Here is a 20,399-nt window from a genome sequence, read left to right on the forward strand (position 1 = left end):
CAGCATGCTGAGACAGATTCGCCGTATCGTCACCACCAATGACGCCCAGGGCAAATCCGGCGTCATGATCGACGGCATCGCCGACAACATCATCACCGTCCTCACCGAATGCTGGATCACCGGCAAGGGCAAGGTGAACCACACCGACGGCATCGATCACGGCGCGCGCTCGACCCAGCTGGAGCCACCGGAAGGCGGCACCCTGTTCCGCTATTTCGAGATCCCGCCGGAATCCGAGTTCGCGCATCTCTCGGACGATGAGAAGCGCAAGGCCAATGCCGAGTGGTTCGCGGCCATGAACGGCGCGCATCTGCAGCCGGACACCTCGGTGCATCCGGCGATGCACAAGTCGCCGACAACGGATTACATCATCCTGCTCTCGGGCGAGATCACGCTGGTCCTCGAAAAGGAGGAGCGGACGCTGAAGCCGTTCGACTGCGTGATCCAGCGCGGCACCAACCATGCGTGGGTCAACCGCGGCAAGGAGAACGCGCTGCTGATGGCGGTGCTGGTCAGCGACGGAAGCTAGTTCGCGGCCGGCGCCGCCGGGCCTTCCTCGGCGTCGAGCGGCGTGCATTCGGTCCGGAGCACGTCGGGATAGATGTCGAGGTTGCGCACCACGAACTTGATCCGCATGCCGTAGGAAGTGATGGTGCAGCGGCTGATGGTGAGCGGCACCGCCGCCGCCACGAAATCGGGATAGAAGATCCCGTGGCCCTGGACCAGCGACCAAACCTCATTGAAGAGCGTGGCACGGATCCGGAAATATACGCTGTTGTCGTCGGTGCAGGGCAGGCTGTGGCAGCCCTGGATCGAATGCACGTTCTCCTCGGGGATAATCTCCTGGGAGTTGGTGAGATAGACCACCTCGTCCTTCCTGACCGTCGCGAGATAGACGCCGACGTCGAACAGGAATCCCAGCAGCGGGATCAAGATGAACCAGGCGAAGACGATGGTGGCGGTCAGGAACAGGCCGGCGCGGGTCTTCGAGAACAGCCGGTTCTTGTACGGGTCCTGGCGGTAGACGACCTTGTCCCAGAGCCAGCGATAGCCGCGGAACAGATAGCGAGCCGGGATGGACAGGAACCGGCCGGTCGGGCTCAGGATGTTCTGGTAGATCCAGTGACAGGCCAGCAGGAACTGCGCGACGAAGCGGTTCATCGCGGCGATGTCGCTGCGCCGCCGCGCCTGGAACGAGGCCGCCTCGGTCTTCCTCGAGCTATAGGCGTTGTCGTCGATCTTCGCCTTCAGCTTCTCGATCTCGTCCTTGAGCTCGCTCATCTTCCTCAGCTCACGGCGAAGTGGCCGGCCTTCTCGTCATAGCGCAGCGTGATCGTCCCCCGCTTGGCGCCGTCCAGGATCATGTTCACGATCACTGGCTCGACCGAAGTCTGGATGAAACCCGGCAGGCCGCGCGCGCCGATCGCCGGATTATAGCGCGCCTTGCAGAAGGCCCGGAGGTCCTCGTCGGAGACCAAGACCGAGACGCCGTCGGCACGGTAGGTCTGGTTCATGTTGTCGAACTCGCGCCGCACGATCCGCTCGATCGAATCCAGATCGAGCTTGTTGAAGCAGATGATGTTCTCGCGGCCCGCGAAGCGGTTCAGGAACTCCGAGCGGTAGGTGTTGCCGACCTCCTCCATCGCCCCCTCGACCGCCTGCTCGAAGCTGAAGTCGGGGTTGAGGAAATGCGGCTGGCCGATATTGGTGGTCATGACGATGATCGCATCGGAGAAGGACACCGTCCGCCCCACGTTGTCGGTCAACCGCCCGTCCGACAGGATCTGCAGGAAGACGTTGAAGACGTCGGGATGCGCTTTCTCGATCTCGTCGAACAGCAGGACGCGCAGCGGATTCTTGCGCATCGCGTTGGTCAGGATGCCGCCGACCTCGAAGCCCTCGTAGCCCGGCGGCGCGCCGATCAGCCGCGAGACCGCGTGCTTCTCCATGTATTCCGACATGTCGAAGCGGGTCAGCGCCTTTTCGTCGTCGAGCAGGGCCTCCGCCAGGGCCTTGGCGATCTCGGTCTTGCCGACACCGGACGGCCCCATGAACATGAAGGCCGCCTGCGGCCGGTCCTGGTTGCGCCGCCCCACCCGGGCCGTCTTCACCGCATTGGCGAGATGGCGGATCACATGGTCCTGGCCGAAGATCCGCCGCTTCAAGGCGGCCTCTAGGTTGCGCAGCTTCTCGCGCTCGTTCTCATTCAGCTTCGAGACCGAGATGCCGGAGATCGTGCTGAACTCCTGGAGCACGATATCGCGGGTCAGGATCAGGTGGTCGTTCAATTCGCGGGTCAAAGCGTCGAACTCCGCCTTGTTCTTGGCGATCTCGGCCTGGAAGTTGCGGATCTTTTCGTTGATCGCTCGCACTGCCTCGGATTCCAATCCGCCGCCGGTCGCCAGCCTTGCGAAGCTCGCGATCTTACCGGAGGCGCGCACCTCTTCGGCCACGGCAGTACCGGCCTTGCGCGCCTCTTCCTCGGCCTTCAGCTGCCGTTCGAGCTCGCTCTCGAGCTCGGCCACCGCGGATTCGCCGTCGCGCTGGCGCTTGTAGAGCGTCTTGATCTGCTGCTGCTTCCGGGTCCAGTCCTCGGCGACGCGTTTGACCTCAGCCTCTGCGGCCGCCTTCTCGGCGCCGTTGGTCGCCGCCTTCAATCGGGCTTCCGCCTGGGCGAGGCCCGGCGCCGTCCGGTGCGCGGTCAGACGATAGGTCGAGAGGGCGCGGTCGAGCAGCGTCGTGCTTCGCTCCGGCTGCGCCTGGTCGATGCCGGCACGCGTCCGGTACTTGGTCGTGAGCTCGATCGCGGTGGTGATCGCATCCGGCGCGATCTTGATCCGGTGGAACTCCTGCAAGGCCTTGGCCGCATCCTCGACGATCTTGAACAGGGCCTCGCCGACCGGCTCCTCCAGATCGATGAGGGTGAAGAGATCGCGGATGTCGGAATGCGCCTTGAGGATTACGTCGAGATCCTCGTCGCGCGCCTCCAGGATCGCCTGGGTCTTCTGGTTCTTGATCGCCAGCGCCAGCGCATTGATGAAATGCGGCGTGCCGTTGTTGCGGCAGGCCTCGATGAAGTCCTTGGTGTCCTCGATGATCAGGATCGTTTCCGGCGTGCGATAGAGCCGCTTGATGATGCGCTGGAACGACTCGTTCACCTTGACCGAATCGCCCTGGGAGAACAGGCCGTCGGTGTCGAGCCAGAAGATCCGCTTCGAGACGATGTCGAAGGGCGCGTCCGGCGCCTTCTTGCTGGCCTCGAGCCCCATGCAGAGCGCAGTGCACCCCACCCCCGCCGGGCCGACCAGCAGCACGGAGTTCGACTTGCTCCGCACCAGCACGGCGGTGAGGCGCGCCAGCGCCGCTTCGCGGTCGACCAGCTTGAAGTTGGGGCTCTTCGCGAGATAGTCGTCGCCCCTGATCAGGTAATCCATGCCTCATCCCCGATGATCAAGACACACGTCCGGCGTCGCGGCCTTCACGGCCGCGCGCCGGATTTGCTCAGTTGCCGCCGAGCTTGAACGGATTCGGCACCGGTCCCGCCGCGGGCTGCGTCGGAGTTGAGGCCGGCGTCGCCGCCGGGCCGGCATCCCGCGTGTCCGCGTTGACGGCGATCGCCTCGTGGATGTCGCCGGTGACCGATTCCGCCAGGGTCTTCAGCTCGGCCAGCTTGCCGCGCATCTCGGTCAGGCCCTCGCGGGTGATGTTGGTCGCGGCGCGCACTACCTCGCCGTAGGAGCCGAGGTCGTCGATCGCCTTGGTGAGATCGGCGTTCTGCTCCTCGATGCCCATGGCGATGCGGATGCTCTCCTTCTGCGCGACCTTGTTGGTGTTCTCCGCCATCTGCTGCAGCGTGTCCTTGGCCATCGCCGAAGCCTCGCCGAGCGCGGCCGAGGAGACCGCCTGCAGCACGACGCTGAGACGGTCGGCCACGCCGGAGATGCCCTGGCTGTGCATGGTGCGGGCGCGGATCGCCTGCTGGTCCACCGCATCCTTCATGGTCTTGATGCGAATTGCACCGGAGACGAGATCCGAATAGGTCGCCATCGTGTCGGTGGCCGAGGCATCGAGCATGGTCATGTGCTGCTCGACCGACATCTTCTTCTGCTCGCGGGACATCTTGGTGATCATGTCTTCGTCGCCGGCTGGCGCCTCGAGCGCGTCGCGGATCTTCTGGTTCTCCGAACCCGCATCCTTGATGCTCTCGTTCATGATGGCATAGACGGTGCCCATCATGTTGTTGGCGTCGAACAGATTCTCGACCTGCTCGTTCATCAGGGTAAGGTGCTGGCGCACCGAGCCGACCCGGGTCTTCGCCGTGTTGACGAAGGAGATCGCGGAATCGACCAGCTCGCGCTGGCGTTGCTTGTGCTCGTCGGTGCTGATATCCAGCAGCTCGCGCAGCTTCTTCTTCTGCTCGGCGAACTCGCCCAATGCGCTCTCGCTCGGCACCTGCTTGTCGAGCGCGGCGATTTCGCCGCTCAAATTGCCGAGGTTGTCGCCGATCACGCTCAGCCGCTGCTGCTTGCGGGCGATTTCCTCACGCGTCTCCTGGTTCGGCCCGAGCAGGCCGAACAGGGCGCGCCGCTCGCCGAGCGCCGCGATGTCGCTGTTCAGCGTGTCGACCTCGCCGCGCAGGGCCTCGAACTGCTTCTTCTTCTCGTCGCGCTGCTTGGCGAGGTCGGCCTCGCGGCGGCGGTCGCGGATGATCTCCTGGAAGGCCTCGATGGTCAGGCCGTTCGTGCGCAAGGTGTAAACCGCGTCGATGATGTCGGTCAGCGGCTTCATCTTGTTGTCGAAGTCGATCAGCGCGCCGTTCAACTGGTCGTAGACCTCCTTCAGCTCGGCGAAGGTCTCGGTGTCGGTCAGGCGGATGATCTCCTGCGCCATCGCCTCGCGCTGCGCCTGGAGATATTCCTTGAACAGCTCGAAGGCCTTGATCCGCTCGCGGTTCTCTTCCTTGGTGCCCTCATAGGCGAGGATCTTCGCCATCTGGGCGCGTTTCTCCTCGGGCTTGGTGGCCTGGTCGAACATCACCTTGTAGAAGAGGTTGGCCTGGATGTTGGCAAAGCGCGCATCCTCGGCCGCGGTCTCTTTCTTCGCGGCCGCCTGCGTCGACTGCTTGGCCTTGCCGACTTCAGCCGCGACCGTGGCGGCGGAACGCTTCAGGCTGGTACCTGTACCCGTGGACATTTCGAACTCCCCTTCGTCTGACCCCAAGCCCATGCGCAAGCGCGCAAAACGGCGGCCTGTGGCCGCCGATGCAATGCTACCGGAGCTTGTGCGTAATGGGTATATAGGTATTCACGGCGGAACTTCCGCAAAAATCGGAAGCGTTAACGCCGATTTTGCGGGATGCCCGGGAAATGCACAGCGCCGCGGGATATGCCGCGCGGCCGGCGCAATATCAGGATTCTCTTCCGCGACGCTATAACCTAGCGTCGCGGAAGTTGCGGCTAGCTAATAGGTCTTCTGCCCATTCACCTTGAGGCGCACGGCGTAGAGCGAGGTCGTGCCGCAGATATAAAGGTAGTTCCGCTTCGGTCCGCCGAAGCAGACATTGGCGACCACTTCCGGCACCAGCACCTTGCCGATCAGCTTGCCGTCCTTCTCGTAGCAATGGACGCCGTCGGCAGCACTGGTCCAGATCCTCCCCTCGGTGTCGAAGCGGAAGCCGTCGAACAGGCCGGCAGTGCATTTCGCGAACACGCCCTTGTCCTTCAGCTTGTCGCCTTTCACCTCGAAGCGGCGGATATGCTTCGGGCCGTTCTTCTTGTGGGTGGCGCCGGTGTCGACGATGTAGAGTTCCTTCTCGTCGGGCGAGAAGGCGATGCCGTTGGGCTGCACGAAATCGTCGGCGACGATAGTGACCGCGCCGCTCTTCGGGTCGATGCGATAGACGTTGGAGCGGCCGATCTCGCTCTTCGACTTGTTGCCCTCGTAGTCGGAATCGATGCCGTAGCTGGGATCGGTGAACCAGATGCTGTTGTCCGACTTCACCACCACGTCGTTCGGGCTGTTCAGGCGCTTGCCCTTGTAGGCATCGGCGAGGGTGATCACAGTGCCGTCGAACTCGGTGCGCGACACCCGGCGCCCGCCATGCTCGCAGGAGACCAGCCGGCCCTGTCGATCGACGGTATGGCCATTGGTGTTGCCGGCAGGGGCGCGGAACACCGAAGTCTGGCCGCTGGTCTCGTCATAGCGCAGCATCCGGTCGTTCGGGATATCCGACCAGACCAGGTAGCGCCCGGCCGCGAAATAAGCCGGGCCTTCCGCCCAGCGGCAACCGGTGTAGAGCTTGTCGAGTTGCGCGGTGCCGACGAAGAGATTGTCGAACCGCTCGTCCAGCGTCTCGAAGACCTTGGCCATGGAGTTCCCCTGTATAGAGTCGAAAAAAGGTGGCCGAGCCTAGCCGGATCGCAGGGGAGCGTCACCCCCTCAGGTGAGGGCGCGATAGTCCGCCCGGAGCCGGGCGGCGATCCCGGCGGCACCGAACTCCCGATCGTCGAGGCGGCCGACCGAACGGACTTCGAACAGCGAGTTGGTCAGGAAGATCTCCGCCGCTGCGGCGAGATCGGCCGGGGACAACGAGGCCTCTTCGGTCGGGATCTTCAATGTCGCCGCCAGCTCCAGGACCACGCGGCGCGCGATCCCCGGAAGCACCCCGTCGCGCAGGGGCGGGGTCAGCAGCCGGCCGTCCAGCACGGCGAACAGGTTGGCCCGCGCCGCGCCGGCGACCCGGCCGGCATTGTTCAACAGGATCGCCTCTTCGGCGCCGCGCGCCGCCGCCGCCTGCATGGCGAGTATATTGTCCAGGTAGCCCAAGGATTTCATCTGCGAGAGCGGCGAGCCCTCGTTGCGGCGGATCTCGACCAGCGCCGCCGCGCAACTCTCCGGCAGCGGCGCATAGGGGATGGTCGCGATCATCAGGGTCGGCTTCACCTCGGCCGGCGGCAGCAGGCCGCGCGGACCGGTGCCGCGGGTCGCGGTGATGCGAATCGCGGCGTCGGCTTCGGTCAGCGCATTGGCTTCCAGCAGCTCGACCACGGCTTCGGCGATGCGGACGGCATCGAACAGCAGCGGGATGCCGAGCGCCTGGGCGGAGGATTCCAGCCGCACGAGATGGTCTTCCAGCCGGAACGGCTTGCCGCGATAGGCGCGCAAGGTCTCGAACAAGCCGTCGGCCAAAGTGAAGCCGCGGTCGGCGGGATCGATCCGCGCGAAATCCGGGGGCACGATCGCGCCGTTGAGATAGATCATCAGGCGCGCTTCTTGGCGGCGCCCTTGGCCCGGCCGGCCAGGGTCTGGATCAGCGCCTTGGCCTTGGTCAGGCTCTCCTGCCATTCCGCCTGCGGGTCGCTGTCGGCGACGATGCCGCCGCCGACCTGGAAGGAGATCCGCTCGCCGTCGATCAGCAGAGTGCGGATCACGATGTTGGTATCCATGGCGCCGCCGGCGGAGAGATAGCCGATCGCGCCGCAATAGGGCCCGCGCTCGGTCGGCTCCAGCTCGGCGATGATCTCCATCGCCCGGATCTTCGGCGCCCCCGTGACCGAGCCGCCGGGAAAAGCCGCCTGCAGCAGATCGACCGCGCTCTTGCCGTCGTCCAGGGCCGCGGTCACCACCGAGACCAGGTGATGCACCGTCGCGTAAGACTCCAGCCCGATCAGCACCGGCACCTGGACCGAGCCCAGCTTGGCCACCCGCCCGACGTCGTTGCGCAGCAGATCGACGATCATCAGGTTCTCGGCGCGGTCCTTCTCGGAAGCCAGCAGCTCGCGGCCGAGTGCTGCGTCCTGCGCCGGATTGGCGCCGCGCGGCCGGGTGCCCTTGATCGGCCTAGTCTCGATCACGCCGTCCTCGACCTTCAGGAAGCGCTCCGGCGAGGAGGAGAGCAAAGCGGTCGCGCCGAAATCGATGAAGGCGGCGAAGGTCGCCGGATTCTGCCGGCGGAGCTCATCGTAGAGCGCCAGGCGATCGAAGCCTTGCGGCAGGTCGGCCTGGAAGCGCTGGGTGATGTTGGCCTGGTAGATATCGCCGGCCTCGATGTAGTCGATGGTCCGGCGTACCGCGCGGCGATACTGGTCGGCGCTGAGGTCCGGCTCGGGCTCGATCTCCCAATCGGGCAGCCCGAACCGCGCCTGGCCGTTCAGCCGCGCCAGCGCCCAGGCGGTCCGCGCCGCGGCCTTCTCGCCGCTGGCAAAGACGAAGGCGCGATTGTCCCGGTGATCGACCGCGACCACCACGTCGTACCAGCCAAGCTCGAGATCGGGGAAACCGTGGTCGCTGCGGCCATGCGCCGGCAGCGATTCGACGTGATGGCGGAGCCCGTAGCCGAACTGCCCGGCCAACCCGGTCTGAAAGGGCGGCAGGCCCGGAACCTGTTCGAGCGGATGCTGCGCCAGGAGATGCGCGACCGCCGCGAAGGGCGAGCCGCCGAAAGGGGCGCCGTCGATTGTGGTCGCCGCGCCGCGGGTCACGAGGCGGTGGACCGGGTCGGCGGCGATGAAGGAATAGCGGCCGAGGCTCTCGTGGCGAAGCGCGCTGTCCAGGAAGACGAGGCCCGGGCAATCCACAAAGCCGACCACCCAATCCATGAGATCGGTGGGAATACGCTCGGGCGGGATCTCGGTGACCGAAGGTCTATCCATGGGGGGGCGCCGTGCCATGACCGGCAAGCTAGCACCGCCGGGCGGCGGGCTAAACCACGATCAGCGACCGGGAATCATCCCAGACCGCCGCGGCTATTCAGGAAAACAGGTCGGAGCTGGCGATCAGCCAGACCAAAGCCAGGAGAACCAGGGCGTCGAAGATGGCGAAGGCGCGGATGCCGGCTTGGAGGGTCAAGCGAGGCATCGCCGAGCCCTCAGGAATGGCTGGCCAGCGCCAGCAGGAAGAGGACGAAGCCGCCGAGGAACGCCCGCGCCAGGAACGTGCTGAGCCCGGCAGGGATCTGCGGCATGGTCTGGGCGGCGGCACGAAGACGGGACACGGCGGTAATCCTTCAAGCGGTGGTCGATACTCAATTCGTCGCCAGAAACTGCCACCGGGTTCGCTGACCGGCTATGACCCGGATCACAGGATCCGGCGACTGGCTGTGCGACGAGCATCACTCTACGCGCCAATGTTTAAGCGCCGGTTTATGGCAGCGGAGCGATCCAATTGAGGCAAATGCAAGGTATCGCGGAAAACCGCGGCTTTCGCCGCGGCTCCGTAAAAATACCGATTGGAGTGGCCGAAATTCTTCGCGAGAGCGGCGTCAGCCGCTGGACGCCTCACGCGCCGCGAGCTTCTGCGACAGATCCTTCACCAGCTCGGTGAGCAGTTGGATCTCCTTGCTGCGCAGCAGGTCGATCTTGTGGTGCAGCAGCTCGATCTCGAGCTCGGCCTTCAGGTTGACGTCGTAGTCGTTCGCCTGGTCCTGGCGGTCCAGCATCGCCTGGCGGTTCTGGCTCATCAGGATGACGGGCGCGGTATAGGCCGCCTGGAAGGACAGCATCAGGTTGAGGAGGATGAAGGGATAGGGGTCCCAGGCCTGCACCCAGGCATAGACATTGATCAGGATCCAGAGGGTCAGCAGCAGAGATTGGCCGATCACGAAAGGCCAGGAGCCGACCACCGCGGCGATCCAGTCGGCGACCCGGTCGCCGGTGCGGAGCGGCGGCGGGGGTGGCGGCTGCCGGTCGGTCCGCTCGCGGCGCAGCCGCTGCAGGAGGGCGCGGTCCTCCTCGGTCAGCGCGGTGATCTCGCCGATCAGGCTGTCGATGGAATGGGGTGCGTGGGGCTGTGCCATCAGGGTCCCAGGACATGGTTAAGGATGAGGTCGATCTCGCCGACGATCTTCAAGGCCTGTTTCAGGCGTTCCCGAGAGAGGCCGAGCAAGCGCCGCACCTCGACCGCGGTGCCTGGCGCGCGGCCCGCAGCGAGGTCGGCGATCTGCTGCGAGAGGATGAGCTCCAGGAGCATTTCATGGGCGTCGTCGATCCGGGCAAAGTCTTCGCGGCGGACGAAGCCCGGCTCCACCGCGGCACGCCATCGTTCCGGCGTCGCGGTCACGGCGACGCCGAGCCGCAAGGCCAGCACGCGGCCGCCGGAGACGATCGGCAGCAACCCGCCGCGCTTCAGGTCGACCCGGCCGTCCTGCTCGCGGAACCGGCCGAAGATGTTGAGCGCGGTCCCATGCCGCGCCGAGGTCCCGGCCAGGGCCCGGATGAAGCCCGGATCCTGCCCCAGCGTGGTCGCGGTTTCGCGGAGCGCAGCGGCCAGGCCGTGGTCGCCGGCCGCCGGCTGGAAGTCATAGAAGATGTCGGCGTTGAGCAGGGCCGCGGGTTCCAGCCGTTCGATCCAGAGCGCCAGCTCGGCGCGCCAGCCCGCGCGGTTGTGGCGGAGGTGGCGGTTCATCGCCATGACCTCGCCGCGACAGAAGGGAATGCCCGCCTGGTCCAGGATGGTCGAGGCGCGCTTGCCGAGCTCCGCGAACCAGGGGTGATCGTCCTTCTCGAAGTCGTGGACCAGCGCATTGTCCTGGTCGGCGGCCAGCAGGCTCTCGCCGCGCCCGCCCGAGCCCAGCACCAGGTAGCACCAGCGCGCCGGCGCCGGCTTGCCTTCCGCCTCCAGCGATTCGCAGGCGAGTTCCGCGGCCCGGCCGGAGACGTCGCGCAACACCGCGCTGATCACCGCTGCGATCTGTCGCGCGCCGACGCCTTCCTTCAGCAGCCCGCCGGCGATCGCCGGCAGCCGTGCCTGGATCCTGGCGAGTTCGGCCGCCGACTTCGCCGCGCCGACATCGTCGGCCAGGACCAGCGCCTGCTGCGCCCGCAGCTTCAGCACGCTGCCGGCGGTGACGATGCCGATCGCCCTGCCGGAGACCGGATCGACCACCGGCATATGGCGAAACCCATTCTGTGCCATGCGCGCCAGGGCGGTGAAGACGAAAGCATCGGGCGGCAACGAGACCAGGTTGCCGCGCATCCGGATTCCGACCGGCAGGTCGAGCGCTGCGGCACCCAGCTCCGCAACGGCGTTGAGGAGGTCGCGCTCAGTGATGATCCCGGCCGGCCGGCCGGCGGTGTCGAGGATCAGCAGCGAGCTGATCTTCAGGCGGCGCATGGTCGCCGCGGCGGCGGTGCAGGTGGCGGCAGGATCGATGGTCTCGACCGGGCTGCTCATCACCTCGGCGAGGCGATGCTGGTAGGGAAAGGGATCGATCCGGCTGAGCGCCGCCTCGGCGGTCATGACCCGGTGATTCCTGCAACCTGGTGCGCCCGCGCGGCTTTGCGGCTGGTCACCTGGAAGGCCATGGCTTGGCCGAGGGTGACGATGCCGTGCGCCTCCAGGTCGGGCAGCAGCTTCAGATAGACCTCGGCCGTGGTCCGCGCGTCGCCCAGGGCCGTATGCCGGCCCTGGATCGCGACGCCGACCTGCTGCGCCACCGCGTCGAGTTCGAACATCCGGGCCTCGGGCCGGAGCGCGGAATAAAGCAAAGCCGTGTCCAGCCAGGGAGGGTCCTGCCAGTCGATGCCGATCGCCGTGGAGGCGCGGCGCAGCATGGCGAGGTCGAACACCGTGTGATGCCCGATGAGCGCCACGCCCTTGAGGGCCGCGATGATCTCCGGCGCGACCGCGGCATAGGCCGGCGCGCCCTGCACCATCCGGTCGGAGATGCCGTGGAAGGCGGTCGAAGTCGCCGGGATCCGCCGCCCCGGGTTGATCAGGAGATCGAGCACCGGGTCAGGCAGCAGCGCGGCGCCCTCGAGGCGCAGCGCACCCAAGGAGACGATGCGATCGCGCACCGGATCCAACCCGGTGGTCTCGGTGTCGAGTGCCAGGGCCGGCAGTTCGGCGAGGCGCATCGCCGCGGTGATTCGTCCCTCCGGGATCGGCGGCGTGACCGAAGGATGCGGCGCGGCGGGACCGCGCGGCTGCGCGGGGCGGGCATGCGCCTGCCACGCCCGGATCCAGCCGCGTTTCAAACGATCGAGCATCTTGCGCCATCTCCCCATTGCACCGACTCCGATTAGACATCCGGCACGACCCGCTGTCACGGGCGTTGCCAGGACGGGCGCCGCCGGACAAGATGCCCCGCAAGTTGACCTGGCCCGCCGATCTCGGCGCGGCCGCTGCGAGGATGGCGCGTCTTGACGGAAAGCCTGGTTGCCGGTTGCCGCGTGTTGGTCGCCGATGATTCCCCCTTCGCGCTGGAACTGATCAAGGCAATCCTCGACAAGGCCGGCTGCACGCAATTGCTCGGCGCCGGCGGCGGCCGTGAAGCCCTCGCGCTCGCGGCCGAGAATCGGTTCGACGTCGTGCTGCTCGACGTCACCATGCCGGACATGAACGGCTATGAGGTCGCAAGGAGCTTGCGCACCACCGAGCCGGCACCCGGCCCGGTGATCGTGATGCTCTCCGGTCGCGACATCGTCGAGGTCGACCTCGCCGCCCGCGAAGCCGGAGCCGACGGCGTCATGGCCAAGCCGGTCGACCGCCGCAAGCTGCTGGAGCTGCTGGAGACCCTGCTGCAGCAAAGAAGGGCGATGGCGATTCAGTAATGAATCGTCATGCCCGGCCTTGACCCGGGCATCTGGTGCCGTCGGAGAAAGATCGCCGGATCAAGCCCGGCGATGACGACTGAAAATCAAACCTTCATCCGCGCCCCGGTCGGGTCGCACATCGGCCGCAGGCTGGCTTTCGCCTTGTGCCGCACGCCGGCGATGGCGATCTCGAACCGGCCGGATTTGATGAAATCGGCATCGACGCCGGCCTCGTTGGAGACATAGCCCATGCCGATCGCGGCCCCCAGGGTGTGGCCGTAGTTCGCCGATGTCACCAGGCCGACGCGCTTGCCGTCACGGTAGATCGGCTCGTTGTGATAGAGCAGCAGCGCGGGGTCCTCCATGGCGAACTGCACCATGCGGCGCTTCAGGACATTCTCGCCGCGCTGCTTCTCGACCGCAGCCTTGCCGATGAAGTCCTTCCCGAAGTCGCAGGTGAAGCCGAGGCCGGCTTCCAGGATGGTGTCATGGGTGCCGATGTCGTGGCCCCAGTGGCGGAAGGCCTTCTCGATGCGCATGGAATCCATCGCATGCATGCCGGTCGGCTTCAGGCCGAAGGTGGCGCCCGCTTCCAGCACCAGCTTCAGCACGCCGCGCGCGAACTCGGCGGGGATGTAGAGCTCCCAGCCCAGCTCGCCGACATAGGAGATGCGCTGCGCCAGCACCCGCGCCGCACCGATCTCGATGCCCTGGGTCGAACCGAAGGGGAAGCCCTCGTTGCTGAGATCGGCATCGGTGAGCTTGGCCAGCACGTCGCGGCTCTTCGGCCCCATCAGGCCGAGCGCCGCGAAGGACGTGGTGACATCGACCAGTTCGACCTGCGCGCCGGGCCGGAGGTTGTCCTTGAGATAGTTCCAGTCGCGCGTTGCCGTGGCAGCCGCGGTCACCACCATGAACCGCCCATCACGCAACCTAGTCACGGTGAGATCGGCCTCGATCCCGCCCTTCGCGTTGAGCCATTGCGTGTAATGGGCGCGGCCGACGGCGGCGACATTCGCGGTGCAAATCCGCTGCAGCTCGGCCTCGGCATCGGGGCCGACCACCAGGAACTTGGCGAAGGTCGACAGATCGAGCAGGCCGACATTCTCGCGGGTGTTGCGGCACTCGGCGCCGCAATAATCGAACCAGTTCTGCCTTCCGTAGGAGTATTGGTATTTCGGCTTCACGCCCGCCTTGATCGCTTCGGGGGGTGCGTACCAGTTCGGCCGCTCCCAGCCGGCAACCTCGCCGAAGCAGGCGCCCTGCGCCTTCCAGTCTTCATAGAAGGCGGTCTGGCGGATGTTGCGGGAGGATTCGAACTGGCGATACGGCCAGTGCATCGCGTAGAGCAGCCCCAGCGCCTCGGAGACGCGCGGCACCAGGAAGCTCTTGCGGCTCATATGCGGCATCAGCCGGCGGATATCGACGTCCCAGAGATCGAAGGGCGGCTCGCCGTTGACGATCCAATGCGCCAGCGCCATGCCGGCGCCGCCGCCCGACTGGATGCCGATCGAGTTGAAGCCGGCGGCGACGAAGAAGTTCTTGAGCTCCGGCGCCGGGCCCAGGATGTAGCGCTGGTCGGCGGTGAAGCTCTCCGGCCCGTTGAAGAACTTGCGGATGCCGACCTTCTCGAGCGAAGGCACGCGGTGGATGGCGCCTTCCAGGATCGGCTGGAAATGGTCGAAATCCTCGGGCAGCTCGTCGAAAGCGAAATCCTCGCGGATCCCGTCCATGCCCCAGGGCTTGGCCTTGGGCTCGAAGGCGCCGAGCAGCAGCTTGCCCGCGTCCTCCTTGTAATAGGCGCAGGCATCCATGTCGCGCATCACCGGGAGATTCGCGGTCATGCCCTCCATCGGCTCGGTCACGATGTAGAAATGCTCGCAGGCATGCAGCGGGATGTTGACGCCGAGCTTGGCGCCGATCTCCCGCGACCACATGCCGGAGGCGCAGACGACATAGTCCGCGTGGATCGTGCCTCGGGGCGTGCGCACACCGACGGCACGCCCATTCTCAACCAGCACCTCTTCGACCTTCACGTCCTCGAATATCTTGACGCCCTTCATGCGGGCACCCCGCGCCAGCGCCATGGTGGTGTCGGCCGGGTTGCACTTGCCGTCCTTGGGATAGAACACGCCGCCGAGCACGTCATCGACGTTCATCAGCGGCCATTTCTCCTGGACCTGCGCCGCGGTGACCTTCTCCGCCGGCACGTCGAAGGCATGCAGCATGTCCATCCCACGCAACAGCTCTTCAAAGCGCTCCGGATTGGTCGCGATCGAGAGCGAGCCCGGTTGCACGAAGCCGGTCGCCTGGCCGGTCTCGGCTTCGAGCCCGGTGTAGAGATCGACCGTGTATTTCGCGAGCTTGGTCAGGTTCTCGGTGTAGAGCGAAGCCCGCACCAAGCCGGCCGCATGCCAGGTCGTGCCGGAGGTGAGCTTCTTGCGCTCCAGCAGCACGGTGTCACCCCAGCCGAGCTTGCCCAAGTGATAGGCGATGGAGCAGCCGACGATACCGCCGCCGATGATGACGACACGGGCCTTGGTGGGAAGGGTCATGACTGTGCTTCGCTGAGTGGGAGATGGAGCCCAACCCTAGACTCGTCGAGAGGGAGGCAGCAGCGGGTGCAGGCCATCGCCATCATGCCCTGAGCCTTTCGTTCTTCGGATCGTAGATCGGCTCCTGGGCCACGGTCGCCTTATAGCGCTGGCCGAGGATTTCGATTTCCAGCTTCGAGCCGGGCGCCGCCAAGTCCTTGCGCACATAGGCGAGTGCGATGCTCTTGCCGATGCGGTGGCCGTAGCCGCCGGAGCCAACGATGCCGACTTGCGTATTGCCGTCGAACACGATCGAGCAGGTCAGCGCATCGGCGGTCGGGGTGTCGACGATCAGCGGCACGAAGCGCTCGGCCTCGCCCTTGGCATGGCGTTCGAGCAAAGCCTTCTTCCCGATGAAGTCGCCTTTCTCCAGCTTCACGAAGCGCTCGAGCCCGGCATCGAAGGGCGTGTATTCGTGGGTGATGTCCTGCTTCCAGGAGCGGTAGCCCTTCTCCAGGCGCAGGCTCTCCATCGCATACATGCCGAAATCGGCGATGCCCAAGGACTCGCCAGCCTTCCAGACCGCGTCATAGACATGGACGAGATCCGCCATCGGGACATGCAGCTCCCAGCCGAGCTCGCCGACATAGTTCACGCGCAAGGCCAAGACCTTCTTCCCCGCGACCGTGATCTCCTTGGCACTCGGCCAGGGAAAGGCGGTGTTGGAGAGATCCGCGTCCGTCAGCTTCGACAGCAGTTCGCGGCTCTTCGGCCCGGCGATCACCAGCGAAGAACCGGCCTGGCTCGCCTCCTCCAGCTGCACCGAACCGTCGCCCGGCAGATGCGCCTGCAGCCAGTCGGTGTCATGCCACAAGGCCGAACCGGCCGAGAGCAGATAGAACCTGTCCGCCGCCACGCGGGTGATGGTGAACTCGGAGAGAATCGTACCGCGTGTCGTCAGCGCATAGCCCAGCGACACGCGCCCGAGCTTCGGCAGATTGCCGCAGATGATGCGATCGAGCCATGCCTCGGCCCCCGCGCCGCTCACCCAATATTTGGTGAAGCCGCCCAAGTCCATGATGCCGACGCGCTCGTTGACCGCCTTGCATTCCTCGGCGACCGGGGCGAACCAGCGCATCTCGCCGCGGTGGAAGGAGAGCTTCTGCTCGGCCTCCCTGGCATTGCGCGGGAAATAAGCGGCGCGCTCCCAGCCGCCGCGCGCGCCGAAGAAGGCGCCCTTGGCTTTCAGCTTGTCGTAGAGCGCCGTCACCTTGCGCGGCCGGCCGGCGGGGCGTTCCTCCACCGGGAAGCCGATCTCGTATTCGTTCTGATAGAGCTCGACCGCCTTGTGATGGACATAGGCATGGTCGGCGAAATCGGTGAAGCGGCGATGGTCGAAGCCCCAGAGATCCCATTCCGGCTGACCGTAGACGATCCACTCGGCCATGGTCTTGCCCGCTCCGCCCGCCTGGCTGATGCCGAAGCTGAAGGTGTTGCAGTTGTAGAAATTGCGTAGGCCGTGCTGCGGGCCGATATAGGGATTGCCGTCCGGCGAATAGGGAATCGGCCCGTTGATCACCTTCTGGATGCCGACCTGGCCGAGGATCGGCACCCGGCCGATCGCGGCCTCGATATACTTCTCCAGGCGGTCGAGATCGTCGGGATAGAGCTGGAAGGAGAACTCCTCCGGGATGCCGTTCAGCCAGTCGGCCTTGCAATCCCATTCATAGGGACCGAGCAGGAGGCCTTCGCGCTCCTGGCGCAGGTAGTAGCTGACATCGGGATCGCGCAGCAGCGGCAGCTTCTGCTTCAACTGCGAGAGTTCCGGGATCTGCTCGGTGACCAGATACTGGTGCTGCATCGAAACCAGCGGCAGGTACTGGCCGACCATGGCCGCGACCTCGCCCGCGCGGTAACCGGCGGCGTTGACCACGATCTCGGCGGTGACGATGCCGTTCTTGGTGTCGAGTTCCCATTCTCTCGAGGGTTTTTGCCGGATCGCACGGACCGGGTTGAAGCGCTGCACCTTGGCGCCCTTGTCCTTGGCGCCCTTGGCGAAGGCCTGGGTCAGCTGCGAGGGATCGATGTCACCGTCGAAGGGATCCCAGAGGCCGCCTTTGATGTCGTCCAGTTCGATGAACGGATACTTGTCCTTGATCTCGTTCGGCCCGATCACCTCGAAATCGATGCCTTGCGCGCGGGCCATCGACTTCACATGGCCATATTCCTCCATCCGCTCCTTGCGGTGCGCGAGTCGGATCGAGCCGGTGACATGGTAGTTGATCGGATAATCGACCTCCTCGCCGAGCTTCGCGTAGAGCTTCGAGGTGTAGCGCTGGTACTTGATGACGTTCCAGGAGGTCGAATAGTTCGGCACGTTGCCGGCCGCATGCCAGGTCGAGCCGGAGGCCAGCTCATCGCGGTCGATCAGCAGGCAATCGGTCCAGCCGAGCTTGGCCAGGTGGTAGAGCACGCTGGTGCCGACGGCCCCGCCGCCGATGATCACTACGCGGGCATGGTCTGGCATGTTCGTTCCTCAGTTCTTCGCAGCAACGCTGCGTGTTTCGTCCCCCCGCCCCTACCCTCCCCCTGAAGGGGGAGGGGGTTGATCGAGATCGCCCTCTGCTCCCTCCCCCTTCGAGGACGAATGTCCGCCTTCGCGGACGGCCGGGAGGGCCGGGGTGGGGGTGCGTCTGTCAACCTAAGCCGGCCGCATCGCCTCGCGGGCGAGCCTGACCGGCAGCTTGGCGCGGATCTGATCGTCGATCTCGTCCGAGACGTGGCGCGGATAGTGTTTCGCCAGGATCGACTTGGTGTTCTTGATCGCGCGGTCGAGGATGGTCGGCCGGCCCTGCTCGACCCAGTCCTTCGGGTTCGAGCGATCGCCGATCACCGGATAGACATATTCCGACTGCATCCGCGCGAGCGTCTGGTCCGAGCCGAGGAAATGGCCGGGGCCGCTCAGGCAGGTCTGGCGGATCGTCTCCAGCGAGAGCGAATCCTCGGTGACCTCGATCCCTTTGATCGTGCGCTGCGCGGCGCCGATGATGTCGTTGTCGATCAGCAGGCTCTCCAGGGAGAAGCCCAAGAGGCTCGCCTGCATGCCGGCCGATTCGTAGATGAGGTTGGCGCCGGCGTTGCCGACCAAAGCGTGGTTGTAGGCCTTCTCATAGCCCGACTGCGCGTCCGGCATCTTCGCATCGGTCATCCCCGAGGCGGTGCCGCCGGTGAGGTTGTAGAACTGTGCTAGTTGCGCTGAGGCGGCGGAGAGCAAGGCCTGTTCCGGCGAGCCGCCGGACATCGCGCCGGTGCGGAGATCCGAGACGAAGCACCAGGTGCCGAAGATCGCCGGATGGCCCGGCTTGATCGAGTTCACGTAGACGAGACCCGCAAGGCATTCCGCGACTTCCTGCGCGATGGCGCCGGCGAGCGCGGCCGGCGCGGTGGCGCCCGCCTGGCCCGCCGACAGCAGCAGCACCGGCATGCCGCCATGCACCGCCAGCTCCAGGCAGGCGCAGGCATCCTGCGCGAATTTCAGCGGCGGCACGACGAAGCAGTTCGACTGGCTGACGAAGGGACGCGCGCGCCACTTGTCCTCGCCGCCGGCGATCATGTGGAGCATCTCGAAGGATTTCTTCAGATGGTCCTGATGCACCCAGCTCGAGCCCACATGCTTGGTGGTGCCCATCACGCTGGCGTAGCAGGTGTTGAAATCCATCTCGAGCGGATCGGGCAGCTCGCGGCACACCACCGAACGCTGGAAGAAATGGATGTTGTCCAGCGTGTCGACCATCCTCGCGATGTCGTAGAGGTCCTTGGTCGTGGACTCGCGATATTCGCCGGTCACCGGATCGACCATGTGCACGGCCGCACCCGCGGTGCCGTAATAGACCCGCTTGCCCCAGGGCTCCATGTCGTGGCGCGGGTCCTGGCCGTGCAGCACGAAGTTGCGCGCGCACTTGGCGAGCGTGTCTTCGACGAGTGCACGCGGGAAGACGAGCCGTCCCTTGTCGGTGAGCTTCGCGCCGGCGCGTGTCATGTATTCGATGCCGGTCGGGATCGCGTCGGCGAGGCCGATCTGCTCGAGAATATCGAGCGCGGTGTTGTGGATCTTCAGGATGTCGCCGTCGGAGAGCGGCTTGTAACGCCCGCCCTCCATGCCGGCCCGGACCGGGCGCTCATTCTGCGGCAAGGGTGCTGCGCGCAGGGCACGGCGTGCCTCGCGTCCGCCGCGCCTGGCGCCGGGCTCGGCGCGGGGAGCCCCGGCTTGAACGTCACTCATGGTTCAAATCCTCGCAGAATGCTGATTTTTGGCGATAATCCTGTGATAGAGCCCTCGCCACAAGCGAGACCTTTTCATAGAGTGATGAATTGAATTCATGTTATAGAGGCGCATGTCCAAGCGCCAAATCCCCTCCCTGACCGCCTTGCGCAGCTTCGAGGCCGCGGCCCGGCACCAGAGCTTCCGGCGGGCCGCCGAGGAGCTCGGGATCACCCAGTCGGCGGTCAGCCACCAGATCGCCGCCCTGGAGGATGCGCTGAAGGTGGCGCTGTTCCGCCGGGTCTCGCGCGGCATGGTGCTGACCGATGCCGGGGCGCAGTTCTATCCCTATCTCCGCGACGGCTTCGACCGGATCGCCCAGGGCGCCGCCCTGGTGAGCCGGGCGGAGCTCGGCGGCGATCTGACGGTGCAGCTCTACATCACGGTGGCGATGCGCTGGATGATCCCGCGGCTGCACTTCTTCCAGGCGCGCCATCCCGACATCCTGGTCCGCTTCCATACCCGCGACTTCCACTGGGAGTTCGACCCGAGCTTCGCCGATATCGGCATGATCTCGACGGTGAAGCCGGACAATCCGGAGCTCCATTACACGCATCTCTTCGACGCGCGGCTGACCCCGATCTGCACCCCCGGCATCGCGCAGGCCGGCATGGGGTTGCGGCAGCCGGCCGACCTGGTCAACCACGCGATGCTGGAAGTCTATACGGCGGTCGAGGACTGGCATCACTGGCTCGACGCCGCCGGTGTCCCACAACTGAAGGGCCGCTCGGCGGCGAAATACGACACCTATCTGCTGGCGATCGAAGCCGCGATCGACGGCCAGGGCATCGCCCTGGTGCCGCATTTCCTGGCGGCGCCCGACATCAAGAGCGGCCGCCTGGTGCAGCCCTTCGCGATCGACGTGCCGCAGCCGGCGCGCTGGTACCTGACCTGCCTAAAGGAGCGCGCCGAGGAGCCCCGAATCCGGCGCTTCCGCGAATGGCTGGTCGATCTGGTTGCGGAAGATCCGGTGATTGTGGGACAGAAGAGCCCAATCGCAGCGCAATAGCGGAG

Annotated in this window: 16 protein-coding genes; 3 read left to right on the forward strand and 13 right to left on the reverse strand. The window is 65.8% G+C overall.

The window, feature by feature from the left end; genetic code table 11:
* Positions 1-4 precede the first annotated feature (4 nt).
* Positions 5-529 carry a cupin domain-containing protein gene (locus tag ACH2CY_RS22145; RefSeq protein ID WP_395021782.1) on the forward strand — a complete coding sequence of 175 codons (525 nt, stop codon included), beginning with the start codon at positions 5-7 and terminating at the stop codon, positions 527-529.
* Here ACH2CY_RS22145 and ACH2CY_RS22150 read toward each other — a convergent pair.
* The 10 genes from ACH2CY_RS22150 to ACH2CY_RS22195 all read right to left on the reverse strand — a co-directional run bounded on the left by ACH2CY_RS22150 (position 526) and on the right by ACH2CY_RS22195 (position 11,984).
* Positions 526-1,281 carry a hypothetical protein gene (locus tag ACH2CY_RS22150; protein WP_395021783.1) on the reverse strand — a complete coding sequence of 252 codons (756 nt, stop codon included), beginning with the start codon at positions 1,279-1,281 and terminating at the stop codon, positions 526-528. The two genes, ACH2CY_RS22145 and ACH2CY_RS22150, sit on opposite strands and share 4 nt — an antisense overlap.
* Before the next feature lie 5 nt (positions 1,282-1,286).
* Positions 1,287-3,434: an AAA family ATPase gene (locus ACH2CY_RS22155; RefSeq protein ID WP_395021785.1), complete on the reverse strand. Its 2,148-nt coding sequence runs from the start codon at positions 3,432-3,434 to the stop codon at positions 1,287-1,289.
* Positions 3,435-3,501: 67 nt separating this feature from the next.
* Positions 3,502-5,193 carry a hypothetical protein gene (locus tag ACH2CY_RS22160; protein WP_395021786.1) on the reverse strand — a complete coding sequence of 564 codons (1,692 nt, stop codon included), beginning with the start codon at positions 5,191-5,193 and terminating at the stop codon, positions 3,502-3,504.
* A 267-nt stretch (positions 5,194-5,460) separates the two neighbouring features.
* On the reverse strand, positions 5,461-6,369 hold the full coding sequence (locus tag ACH2CY_RS22165; protein WP_395021787.1) for an SMP-30/gluconolactonase/LRE family protein: 909 nt from the start codon (positions 6,367-6,369) through the stop codon (positions 5,461-5,463).
* Positions 6,370-6,438: 69 nt separating this feature from the next.
* Complete coding sequence (locus ACH2CY_RS22170; protein ID WP_395021789.1) at positions 6,439-7,260, reverse strand: aminotransferase class IV; 822 nt, start codon at positions 7,258-7,260, stop codon at positions 6,439-6,441.
* Positions 7,260-8,651: an aminodeoxychorismate synthase component I gene (gene pabB, locus ACH2CY_RS22175; protein WP_395021790.1), complete on the reverse strand. Its 1,392-nt coding sequence runs from the start codon at positions 8,649-8,651 to the stop codon at positions 7,260-7,262. Before pabB ends, ACH2CY_RS22170 begins: the two co-directional genes overlap by 1 nt.
* A 215-nt stretch (positions 8,652-8,866) precedes the next feature.
* A complete protein-coding gene (locus ACH2CY_RS22180; protein WP_395021791.1) occupies positions 8,867-8,992 on the reverse strand; it encodes a hypothetical protein in 126 nt (41 codons plus the stop codon).
* Positions 8,993-9,259: 267 nt separating this feature from the next.
* On the reverse strand, positions 9,260-9,793 hold the full coding sequence (locus tag ACH2CY_RS22185) for a DUF1003 domain-containing protein (protein WP_395021792.1): 534 nt from the start codon (positions 9,791-9,793) through the stop codon (positions 9,260-9,262).
* Positions 9,793-11,235 carry a DUF294 nucleotidyltransferase-like domain-containing protein gene (locus tag ACH2CY_RS22190; RefSeq protein ID WP_395021794.1) on the reverse strand — a complete coding sequence of 481 codons (1,443 nt, stop codon included), beginning with the start codon at positions 11,233-11,235 and terminating at the stop codon, positions 9,793-9,795. The genes ACH2CY_RS22185 and ACH2CY_RS22190 overlap by 1 nt, the downstream gene beginning before the upstream one ends.
* Positions 11,232-11,984: a PolC-type DNA polymerase III gene (locus ACH2CY_RS22195; RefSeq protein ID WP_395021795.1), complete on the reverse strand. Its 753-nt coding sequence runs from the start codon at positions 11,982-11,984 to the stop codon at positions 11,232-11,234. Before ACH2CY_RS22195 ends, ACH2CY_RS22190 begins: the two co-directional genes overlap by 4 nt.
* Before the next feature lie 153 nt (positions 11,985-12,137).
* Between ACH2CY_RS22195 and ACH2CY_RS22200 the strand changes: the two genes are divergently transcribed.
* Complete coding sequence (locus ACH2CY_RS22200; protein WP_395021796.1) at positions 12,138-12,548, forward strand: response regulator; 411 nt, start codon at positions 12,138-12,140, stop codon at positions 12,546-12,548.
* An 86-nt stretch (positions 12,549-12,634) separates the two neighbouring features.
* Here the strand turns inward: ACH2CY_RS22200 and ACH2CY_RS22205 are convergent, their stop codons facing one another.
* From ACH2CY_RS22205 to ACH2CY_RS22215, 3 genes are all read right to left on the reverse strand, one after another.
* Positions 12,635-15,085, reverse strand: a complete 2,451-nt coding sequence (locus tag ACH2CY_RS22205; protein ID WP_395021797.1) for an FAD-dependent oxidoreductase — start codon at positions 15,083-15,085, stop codon at positions 12,635-12,637.
* Between the two features lie 82 nt (positions 15,086-15,167).
* On the reverse strand, positions 15,168-17,591 hold the full coding sequence (locus ACH2CY_RS22210; RefSeq protein ID WP_395021798.1) for an FAD-dependent oxidoreductase: 2,424 nt from the start codon (positions 17,589-17,591) through the stop codon (positions 15,168-15,170).
* A gap of 174 nt (positions 17,592-17,765) precedes the next feature.
* Positions 17,766-19,346, reverse strand: a complete 1,581-nt coding sequence (locus ACH2CY_RS22215) for a trimethylamine methyltransferase family protein (protein WP_395021800.1) — start codon at positions 19,344-19,346, stop codon at positions 17,766-17,768.
* A gap of 112 nt (positions 19,347-19,458) precedes the next feature.
* On the opposite strand from ACH2CY_RS22215, the gene ACH2CY_RS22220 reads away from it, so the two are divergent.
* Complete coding sequence (locus ACH2CY_RS22220) at positions 19,459-20,394, forward strand: LysR substrate-binding domain-containing protein (protein WP_395021801.1); 936 nt, start codon at positions 19,459-19,461, stop codon at positions 20,392-20,394.
* Positions 20,395-20,399: the final 5 nt, after the last annotated feature.

The organism is Dongia sp., from assembly GCF_041905885.1.
GTDB lineage: Bacteria > Pseudomonadota > Alphaproteobacteria > Dongiales > Dongiaceae > Dongia.